An 8,991-nucleotide genomic window follows, 5' to 3' on the forward strand; every position below is an offset into this window, starting at 1 on the left:
GCATGAGGGAGGGGCAGCACGTGAGGGGGGCTTAGGTGCGCGCAGGGGGCGCGAACACGAAAGGCCCCGGTCTCTCCTCCCACGCACAATGGGAAGAGACCGGGGCCTAAGTGTCTTACGCAGCGTCGTAAAGCTTCACGATGCTGTCTAGCCGGGGGAATCCAGGGGCCACCCGCATCACGCCGCGAATGTCGGTGCTGTCTGCGGCGAAGGTAGAACCACCCGAGGAAGTAGCAACCTCTACATCCTGACGCATGACCACGAAGACATCAGCCTTGCTGATACCCCAGACGGTACCGTCAGGGATAGCGGTGGTCGTGTACAGCGGAAGGCCAAGGAGAAGGCGGCCGGAAGGCGCCGACACGTCCGGAGTGACGAGCGGCCGGTTAGAACCGCTGGCTTCCTTGATCTTGGCGATAGCGCGGGCGGTTGCCGGGGAAGCAACCCACGCGGTCAGAACCCCGCCGCTGGCCTCAATCTCCATCTGACCATCAATGAACGGGTCAGCGTTGGTGATAGTCGCGCCGGTATCGACAACGAGCGTGCCAGCCAGCGAGCCGAGACCGGCCGGAGCGGGGGCGGACAGGTTGCCGAAGAATGCCGCATCGAGCTTCCGCGCCATTTCGCGGGCAATGGACTGACCGACAATCTCCTGAGCGGCAGGCGAAGAGTCGTTCACCAGCTCGTTGGTGACAGTGGTCAGAGAAGCAAGCTTCTTCGGGACCACCACGTATGCGTCAGTTGCCACATCGCTAGACGCGATAGCCGCACCCTCAGCAGTCCATGCCGCAGTAATATCCGAGTTGACGCGTGGGAAGTGGAATTCATTCGCGCCGGTAGTGACGACTGTTGCAACTTGCATCGCAACGGACATCTGAGTCATCGGCTCAGTAATGAGCTGCCCATATTCGGGCGGAAGTAGACCGGGGTTACCGGTGGTGAACATAGCCATTTTGCAGGCCCTTTCGTCTTAGAAACGAGAAAGAGCCCGCTACGCCTGGTAGCGAACATTGGTGAGCCACAGGCTCAGGCGTGGTTTCCACGGTGGCGCCAGACCGGCCGCAGAACTCGAATATGAGCCCCTGCCTGTATTTCCGGCAGGGGTATTACTTAGTGGCGGGGGCGGAGTGCGCTAGCCCAAGTAGGTTTTCCGCTCTCTGGTTCGTCGTCAGAACCCCCGCTGACGTTCCCCCATGGGCGGGGGCCGTTGGACAGACCCGGGCGCTTTTCAAGAAGCGCATCAATGGCAGCATCTACCGCGTCTGGCATGACATTGCCTTCCGGGTCAGTAAGGTCATCAGGGTCAACGCTTCCGATATCGAAGAGATCAGCCGGAACGCTTAGGCGCTTGGCAGCATGGCTCTCAATCTGCGTTCGCAGCAGAGCCTTAACGCGCGTCTCGGAAGCCTCTAGCCTGCTTTCGGTTTCCCGTAGGCGTCGGCGGTACTTGGCGGCTTCCTGGTTCCCGCTGAGGGGCTTCTCTTCGGGCGTGTCAGTCGTTTCTGGGCTTTCAGTCTCGGGAGTATCCGGCGTGTCAGCCATTGACCGAAGCCCCCTCGATAATGTCAGTGAGGATGTGGTTAGCCGGACCGTGCTTCACGTATTCGACAGCGTGAGAAGCGGTGAGACTTTCGCCATACAGTGCCCGTAGCTCATCCTCATCAAGACGCAGCAGCGTTGCCACGACACCAGCAGGAATGCGCGTTCTCACATTCTCAGAGTGGAGACGCGCGATTAGTCGCGCCGAATCGAACAGAAGTTCTGATATCTCATGCATGATGCCCCAATGCGTATATCCCCGCCGCTTAACCTGAACGCCTAGGGCATCACTCGTTCAGGGAGCAGCGGGGAAGATTATTCGAGAACCGCGTATGCCCACGCGGAAAGGTGCCTCTTACCGGACAGGTGTCGCGCCCGACCGGTAAGAGGCATTGCGGCAAGTCCAACCGCGTGCACTAGGAAGATGGGTCATGGCCTAACCCCTGCCGCTGAATGTGCAGTCCAGCGGAAGACTTGACACCTACTATTCTTAGTAGGTGGCGCCAGAGAGCAGTATGCGGAGCGCCTTGAATGCTGCGAGGACTTCGGCCCTGGTTGCCGGGTCCCGTGGCACGGTCGTATGCCCCTCAAGAAGCGAAAGAGCACGCGCTAGAGCGGTCATGTCCATAGGATTCCCAGAATGAGCAGAACTGAAATGGCGGTGAGCGACAGGAGATAGGCGAGATAGGGGAGTCGGGTCATTGCGAATCGCCCTCCGCGTAGGCTCGAACCAGTAGCTCATGCGTGGCCCGTTCACTGGCAACATCCGTTCTGCCGTAGCGCTTACTTAGGCGTGCTCCCTGAGCAACTAGGTATCGCTCTCTAGTCATTGCGCTGGACTCACGGGCCATGGCCTCAACTGCGCGCCGTTCCTCGCTTACAGAGGCATACGCCGTCTTCCGGCGCGCCTCTAGCTCCCGCTTAAGATCAGGGCCGGAGTACTTAGCGTGTGCGTTGTCGAAGAACTTATGACAGGATCGGCACATGGCCATGTAGTGACCCGTGTTGTGAGACCACAAATACCCCTCAGCGTGAATCTCGTTGGGGTCGCAGTGGTCATACGCGTAATCATCGGAACTGATTCCGCACCAGACGCACGGGTTATGGCCCGGTGGTCCGTGAACTTGGACAACGCGGTGATGTGCCATACGGTATGCGCTGTACGCACTCATGAGATCTCATTTCCTGGCGAGAAACGCGAAACCCCCGCACCCGGGGAGTGCGCATCTGCCCCCGCCAGGAACGACAGACACGCGCTCAACCCGAATGCGGGGGGCACGGTAGCGACTGGAACCCCGCCGCTAGGGGGCCTCTATCGCTGCGCGATTCCTGGCGAACGCAGCGGCAAGGCAGCGAACTGCCTTCTCTCTAGTTCTAGCGAGTCGATTGCCGTGAGCCCTGCATCCGCAGTTTGCTGACCTGGGGGAATGTCAAATTGGTGATTTTAATTGTGGCATGGATCACACGGTTGGAAAGTTGGGAGGGTGACGAAGTGACGGTTCGAACCCTACTTCCGTAAAGCCCATAGGTTTCTTATGCTCTTACTGGGATGGCCTCCAAATCGTCACTTCGTCACTTCCGCTGATCAGTCGTGCTGACTTGAGTTAACGATGGTTAACTTTCTGTCACTGGCTGGGCGCATAACGAAGCCCCCTGCCTGGTATGTGGCCAGACAGGGGGCGGTTGTTCGTTGGCTACCGGCTGAGCACCTCCGTATCGCCCGTGAGAGCGACCAGGAGCGCTCAGGCGCTGCGGAGTAGGGCCGACTCGCCTTCGGCCCGCAGACGGGCGCTCAGGGGCTCCCCGGCGGTAGCAGTGGCCTCAAGCGCCGTTCGTGCGAGGGCCGTGAAGTCGCCCGCGCCGTACTGCGGGAGGGAAGCCCACAGGGCGACGCGTGCCCATTGCTGGCGCTCTTCGTTGCTGCCCGCGTAGGCCGTTATGAGCCCCTGCATGGCAGCCAGCACAACGGCCGTGGCGTTCGGGTCGCCGTTCCGGGCAGCGTCAACGTGGCCGTTGAGGTTCGTCCATCGGTCGCCAAAGGCGTTGGCGTGGTCGCCCTGGTGCTCAGCGTCCAGCGCACAGGGGATGGAGTTCCGGCCGATGGGGGCGCGGAGTTCGAAACCGGGCCTACGCGCTCCACACGTGTTCTCTGACATACGATTGCCTCTCTCCTTCGGGAGACACCGGGGGTGTTCGTGATTGGCGTCCGGCACCCCCGGTGCCCGCTTCCATCCGTCTGCTACACGGGCAGAAGATTTATGCGGCTACGGCCAAGCTGTCAGACTCGACCGGAACTGCCCACTCGACGGTTACACGCTCTCCCCATTGAATGGAGCACCAACCCTTGGCGCGCGGGTAACTGTGACCTTCTCGATCACCAAGCCCAAAAGGTCACGCCTCAGCGCTTCGTCTGCGGACTCCCACGCTTCCGGCCCGTCGCCGTTCAGCAAGAACGAGATATCAATGGGTCCGCCTGCCAGTTCGGCTAGGCGCTCTTCCGCTGCTGTCAGTTTCGCCTCAGCGTCATTCTTCGCGGGAACCCGGTACTTGGCGCTCCGCCCGGAGTAGAAGCCCGCCCGGTCGTCTTCGTGGAACTTGTCTAGCGCTGCCTCAGCCGCTTTGACAGCCGCAAGGGCCTCCTTGATGTTTGCCGATTCCTCCGGGCGCGTGAGAGTCTGCCAGCGCTGAGCGACGGCGATCATCAGCGGGTCGTCAATTTCCGCGTTTGACAGGCGAGCAAGCCAGTGCTTCACGACGTACGTCTCAAGGGAGGAGCGCATGACCGAGGCTCTAGCGGAGCAAGGCCCTTCCTGTGCGCGGAGTTGGCATCTGTAGCCGTCGCCTTCGGCGGTCATCTTCTTTCCGCACCCTGCGCATATCAGTCGCCCGGCAAGGAGTGCCTTTGCGCGTCCGGGGCGCGGACGGTTATCGATGATGTGATGCCCACGGAGAACGCGACGCGCTTTCTCGGCAAGCTCAGCGGGGATCATCTTCGGTAATACGTCGTCTTCGACGCAGCGGACACGCTCCCCTTCCTCGTTAAGGTAGTGAACCGTCGCCCACTGTGACTTTCCCCCGGGGCTGTACGTTAGCCAGCCTTCATAGACAGGGTGATGGACAACCTTGGCAATACTGTTCGCACGCCAACCCTTGCCCGTTGCGGACTTGACGCCTTCCTCGTTGAACTTCTTCGCGAGCGCGCGGGCAGATATGCCGTCCGCGATCTCCTTGAGGATGCGGCAGATTACATCCCACGGGGAGTAGCCCTTGCCCTTGAGTTTCTTCGTGTTGGGGGACAGCTTCCGAGTTTTCGTGTCGGCAACGAGTCCGAACGGTGCCCCGTTGAGCCATCGGCCTTCGTTTCGCTGCCGTGCCTTTGTCCGGCACACGTTGTACGACAGGCGCGTGGAGTAAGCGCGGGCCTCTTCGGCGCGCTGAATGATCCATTGCCGGTCGCGTTCCTGGCTTGAGTCCAGCCGCTCATAGTCGAAGATGACGCGAGCCTTGCCGAGAATCGGCACAACGGCTTCGGCCCCCTTACGGCTGAACCTGTCGAGCGCGTAGCACCACAGCGCGGGTACCTCACCGTGCAGCACCGCCGACATAGCAGCGTCGTACTTGGGCCGCTGAACGTCGCTCCATGCCGACAGGTTCTCTTTCCAAATCTTACGAACGCGGTAACCCTCTTCGTCCGCCCATCGGCGCCCCCGTTCTTCCTGCGCTCGGAGGGAAAGGGCACGTTCCCCTTCGCGGACGACCTTGGATTTCCGAAGCAACAGGTCCACCTCTGGCCTGTTGTCCTTCTGCGTGTGGGGGAGCACACCCCCGTGTGTTGTGGCGTTCACTCCCGTGCGTGAGCGAGTGGATTGCTTGACCGTACTGGCCACCATGGCAATCACGTCCCTGACCTGCGGATATCGGTCCGCTTGCCGGGGGTCCCAGGGTGTTGGGGCCACCTGGGTGGCGGAACACCACGCGGTGCCCGGCGTCGCCGGCTCGGCGCCCACCGTGCTGGCGGCGGCCGTCGCCGCCGCCACCCGGCGGATCCGGGTCGGCACCGGCGGCGTGATGCTGCCCAACCACCGGCCGCTCGTGGTGGCCGAGCAGTTCGGCGTGCTGGAGGCGCTGTTCCCGGGGCGGATCGACATGGGCCTCGGCCGGTCCGTCGGCTTCACCGCCGACGTGCGGCGCGCGCTCGGCGCCGACAAGGCGGACGCCGACCGGTTCGGCGAGCGGCTGACCGAGCTGCTGGCGTACTTCGACGGCACGGCACCGCTGGCCGCGCCGCCCGCCACGGGGCTGCGGGTGCCCGCCTTCGTACTCGCCGTGGGGGAGGGCGCCGCCATCGCGGCCGCGCTCGGGCTGCCGCTGGTGATGGCCCATCTCAGCGACGAGGACCGGATGCTCGCGGCCATCGACCGCTACCGCGCCGAGTTCACCCCGGGCCCGCACGGCGACCGGCCCCAGCTGCTGCTGGCCGTCAACGCGGCCGTCGCCGCCACCGCGGAGGAGGCGGCGAAGCTCCAGGTCCCGGAGGCGTGGGCCACCGTCTACTCCCGCACCCGCGGCGTCTTCCCGCCCCTCGAAGCGCCGCACCGGGTGGCGGCCCGCCAACTGACGGAACGCGAACAGCGCCTGTTCGACCAGGCACGGGCCGGCCAACTGCACGGCGACGAGCGGGAGATGACCGAGAAGCTGGGCCGGCTCATCGCCCGCACCGACGCGGACGAGCTGCTGCTGACGTTCGGCGACGGCCTCCCGGGCCGGTTCGACTCCTACCGCCGGCTCGCCCGGCTGGCCGGACTCACGTCCACCGGCGGCTGATCCACCGGCGGCTGATCCTCCGCCACCTGGTCGCCCGCAGCCGCCTCGTCGCCCGCCGGCGGCTGGCGGACCGGCACGATGCCACGGGCCACGCCCAACTCCACCAGGTCGCCCGGCCGCAGCCGCAGCTCGTCCGCCGTGGCCCGGAGCAGCTCCGGGCCCCGCCGCAGCAGCCCGAGCGCCGACTCGGGCGCCACCACCGAGTAGTAGCTGTCCGGGGTGACCCAGGTCCGGCCGGGGGCGGTGAGGGCCACCGCGCCGCCCGAGCCGCCCTCGCCGATGATCAGGCTGGTCACCGGGATGGTGGCCGCCGCCACCGCCATGATCGACTCGGCGATCGCGGCGCCCACCCCGTCCCGCTCCGCCTCGGCGCCGTTGGCCGCGCCCGGCGTGTCCACCAGGGTCAACACCGGGATGGCGAGCCGGTCGGCCAGCCGGAACAGCCTGGTCGCGGCCCGGAAGCCCGCCGGAGTGGTGGCCGTGCCACGCTGCGCGACATAGCCGACGGTGCGGCCCTCGTGCCGACCGAAGCCGCACAGCAGCCCGGGATCGGGGCAACCGAGCTCCACCCGCTCCGTGAAGTGGGCCCCGAGGTACGCCTCCGCCCGGGGCCGGTCCGGATGCCGCGCGGACTCGACGGCCGCCCAGCCGCTCTCCGGCGGCTCGGCCGCGCGCAGCGCCGTGGGCGGCGAGGCGGGGCCTGCCGCCGGCGTGGTCAGCAGCGAGAGCCAGCGGGCGACGACGGCGCCGAGGTCGGCCGGCGCCACCAGCGCGTCGACCCGGCCCAGCGCCGCCTGCGCCTCGGCCGTGTAGGCCGCCGGGTCGGCGTCGGCCGGCCTGACCCGGGCCCCGGCGAAGCCCACCTGGGTGCCGGGCAGCGCGAGCCTGACGTCGGCGCCGGCCCCCAGCGTCACCCAGCCGCCGCCCGTGACCGGGCCGACCAGCACAGCCAGATGTGGCAGCCCGGCCGCCCGAAGCCGCACCAACTGGGTGGCGATCCCCTGGAGTTGGGCGAGCGCGAACATGCCCTCCTGGATCCGGCTGCCGCCGCTGGCGAGCAGCGAGACCACCGGCAGGCCCAACTCGCGGGCGGTGATCAACGCGCCGGCGATCCGCTCGCCCGCCGCCCGGCCGATCGAGCCGCCGAGGAAGCCGAACTCGAAGGCGATCAACACGGCCTCGGTGCCGCCCACCCGCCCGATGCCGGGGACCACCGCCTCCGACTCGCCGGTGCGCCGGCTCGCGGAGGCCCGCGCCGCGCCGTAGCCGGGCCAGCCGACGGGCCCGTCGCCGTCAGCCGCCCGATGGTCGGCCGTCGGCCGGTGGGGAAGCTCGGTGAACCGGTCCCCGGCCAGCGCGGTGACCAACTCGCGGGCCGACGCCGCCGGGGCGGCGGCCGGGCCCGGGGGGAGAGCGCTCATTCGCATCATGCTAGGTGGTGGGTACACGGTGATCCGTGGCGCGGGCTCAGGAGTCTCCGCCGGCCTCCGGGAAGTGCCGGGTGTAGGACTCGGTGACGTCGCTCAGGCCGCGGGAGTAGGGGGCGTCGAAGTGGTAGACCAGGAAGAGCAGGAAGGCGATCATCGCGGTGAACATCCCGGCCAGCAGCAACTCCCGGCCGGACCGCCGGATCTGCAGCACGAAGACCATGCCGATCACCGCGACCGCCCCGCTGACCAGGCCGATCCACACCGCGAGCGGCATGGTGGGCTCGGCGCTCTGGGCGCGCCCGACGCGGGCCTCGTCCACCCTGGCCAACTGGTCGATCAGCCCCTGGTACGACTCCGTCTCGCGCACCGTGGTCGGCTCCCGGCCGGTGATGACCTCCCGGAGCTCGCGCAGCAACACGTCGCCCTCGGCACCGAGTTCGCCGTGATCCACCAGCAGCGGCCACTCGTCCTCCAGCACGTAGTCGACGTAGCCGTTGATGTCGGCTCGTATCCCGTCCCGCACGTCGGGCGGGAAGACCCCGGCCCGCACGTCCATCTCGTGGAGCGCCTGCGCCTCCTGCCGCACCCAGTCCTCGGCGGAGCCGCGCGCCTCCCAGACGCCGGCGATGGCGAGGCCGAGCACGATCGCGTAGACGACGCCCAACATCATCGTCATGTACTCGATGACGTCGGGGGTCTCCGAGGGGTCCTCGGTGGCGCCGGCCCGGCGCTGCCGGACCACGGCGAACAGGAAGACGGCCCCGCAGGTCGCGAGGATGATCAGAACGAGGGCCAGCCATTCGGACACACGGGCCTCCTCAGGGGGCGTGGGAACGGGAACGGGCGGCGGCGCGCGAGCGGGGCCTGAGCGCGGCCGCGGCGAGGACCGCCGGGGCGAGGACCAGCAGGGTGCGGGTGACCAACGAGCCGCCCGGGTCCGGGGGTTCGCCGTCCATCGGCAGCCGCAGGCCGGCCGCGGGCGACAGGGCCGTGGGGGAGGGCGAGGAAGCCGCTGGTTCCGGTTCCGGTTCCGGCTCCGTTTCCGGTTCCGGCTCGGGTTCCGGCTCGGCCGGGAGCGGCTCGGCCGGGAGCGGGGCCGCCGCCTCCGGCTCGGCGGGCGCCGGGGCCGGCGGCGGAGCCGGGGACTCCTCCGCCGGCGGCGCGGTGGTGGGCGGTGGCGCCGGGGTCGGCTCCGGAG

The 8,991-nt window shown here is 67.0% G+C and carries 7 protein-coding genes and 1 pseudogene; 1 reads left to right on the forward strand and 7 read right to left on the reverse strand.

The window, feature by feature from the left end:
- Window positions 1-115 precede the first annotated feature (115 nt).
- The 4 genes from E1283_RS25570 to E1283_RS38995 form a co-directional block, all read right to left on the reverse strand.
- On the reverse strand, window positions 116-946 hold the full coding sequence (locus tag E1283_RS25570) for a phage major capsid protein (RefSeq protein WP_165956237.1): 831 nt from the start codon (window positions 944-946) through the stop codon (window positions 116-118).
- A gap of 588 nt (window positions 947-1,534) precedes the next feature.
- A complete protein-coding gene (locus E1283_RS37490) occupies window positions 1,535-1,684 on the reverse strand; it encodes a hypothetical protein (protein ID WP_165956238.1) in 150 nt (49 codons plus the stop codon).
- Window positions 1,685-3,281: 1,597 nt separating this feature from the next.
- The gene (locus E1283_RS25575; protein WP_132820509.1) at window positions 3,282-3,695 is read right to left on the reverse strand and encodes a hypothetical protein; all 414 of its coding nucleotides are present in this window, start codon (window positions 3,693-3,695) and stop codon (window positions 3,282-3,284) included.
- Between the two features lie 153 nt (window positions 3,696-3,848).
- A complete protein-coding gene (locus E1283_RS38995) occupies window positions 3,849-5,360 on the reverse strand; it encodes a recombinase family protein (protein ID WP_243745097.1) in 1,512 nt (503 codons plus the stop codon).
- A 139-nt stretch (window positions 5,361-5,499) separates the two neighbouring features.
- On the opposite strand from E1283_RS38995, the gene E1283_RS25590 reads away from it, so the two are divergent.
- On the forward strand, window positions 5,500-6,363 hold the full coding sequence (locus E1283_RS25590; RefSeq protein ID WP_341829950.1) for an MsnO8 family LLM class oxidoreductase: 864 nt from the start codon (window positions 5,500-5,502) through the stop codon (window positions 6,361-6,363).
- Here the strand turns inward: E1283_RS25590 and E1283_RS25595 are convergent.
- From E1283_RS25595 to E1283_RS38255, 3 genes and pseudogenes are all read right to left on the reverse strand, one after another.
- Window positions 6,315-7,784 (reverse strand): carboxyl transferase domain-containing protein, encoded by a 1,470-nt coding sequence (locus E1283_RS25595; RefSeq protein ID WP_132820511.1) that lies wholly within the window; start codon window positions 7,782-7,784, stop codon window positions 6,315-6,317. The genes E1283_RS25590 and E1283_RS25595 overlap by 49 nt on opposite strands.
- 46 nt (window positions 7,785-7,830) lie before the next feature.
- Window positions 7,831-8,601: a bestrophin-like domain gene (locus E1283_RS25600; protein ID WP_132820512.1), complete on the reverse strand. Its 771-nt coding sequence runs from the start codon at window positions 8,599-8,601 to the stop codon at window positions 7,831-7,833.
- 10 nt (window positions 8,602-8,611) lie between these two features.
- Window positions 8,612-8,991 (reverse strand): annotated as a pseudogene (locus E1283_RS38255) (hypothetical protein); the annotation flags it as partial.

The sequence above is a fragment of the Streptomyces hainanensis genome (genome assembly GCF_004348415.1).
Classification (GTDB): Bacteria; Actinomycetota; Actinomycetes; order Streptomycetales; family Streptomycetaceae; genus Streptomyces; species Streptomyces hainanensis.